This is a genomic window from Streptomyces exfoliatus (assembly GCF_000725545.1).
Taxonomy (GTDB): Bacteria; Actinomycetota; Actinomycetes; order Streptomycetales; family Streptomycetaceae; genus Streptomyces; species Streptomyces exfoliatus.
The window spans coordinates 1-870 of sequence record NZ_JNZP01000089.1; the positions used below are offsets into that span (position 1 = coordinate 1).

Sequence of the window (870 nt, forward strand, 5' to 3'; positions counted from 1 at the left end):
CTCGCCGCGGAGTACGGCGGTGAGTTTCCAGTCGACGAAGGGTGCCAGTGCTGCTTCGCACTCGTCGATGACGCGTGCGAACTCGGGGGATGAGTCGAGCAGTTCGACGGCCATCCCGTCCCACTGCGAACCCTGCCCAGGGAACACGAACACGGCACGGGAAGCAGACACACCGTTCTGGCCGTCGATCTCGCGCGAGGCGAGTGCGTCCAGACCTGCGAGGAGTCCGTCGCGGCCCTCGGTACCGGGGATGGCGGCCCTGGACTCGAACGCGGAGCGCCCGGCGGCCAGCGAGAAGGCGACGTCGGCGGGGCTGAGCTCCGGCCGTGCCCGTACGTGCTCCGCCAGCCGGCCCGCGGCCTCGGCCAACTCCTCGTCGACGGGGGCTTCGGCGAGGACGACGTGGGCGTTGGTTCCGCTGATGCCGAAGGAGGAGACTCCGGCCCGGCGGATCTTGTCCTCCGTGGCGGGCCAGGGGCGCGGTTCGGTGAGGACTTCGACGCCGCCGGAGGCCCAGTCGACGAGTTCGCTGGGCTTGCTCACGTTGAGCGAGGCGGGCAGTTCGCCGTGCTGGAGGGCCATGACCATCTTGATGATCCCGCCGACGCCGGCGGCGGCCTGGGCGTGTCCGAGGTTCGACTTCAGCGAGCCCAGGAGGAGAGGCCGGCCGCCGTCCCGCTCCCTGCCGTATGTGGCGAGGAGGGCCTGTGCCTCGATGGGGTCGCCGAGGACGGTGCCGGTGCCGTGGGCTTCGACGGCGTCGACGCCGGTGAAGGAGATTCCGGCGTCCTGTACGGCGGCGCGGATGACGCGTTCCTGGGCGGGGCCGCTGGGTGCGGTGAGTCCGTTGGAGGCGCCGTCCTGGTTGAC

Annotated in this window: 1 protein-coding gene; it reads right to left on the reverse strand. The window is 71.1% G+C overall.

What is annotated here, in order from left to right:
• On the reverse strand, positions 1-870 hold an 870-nt coding region (locus tag IO20_RS0134215), incomplete at both ends, for an acyltransferase domain-containing protein (RefSeq protein WP_031127807.1).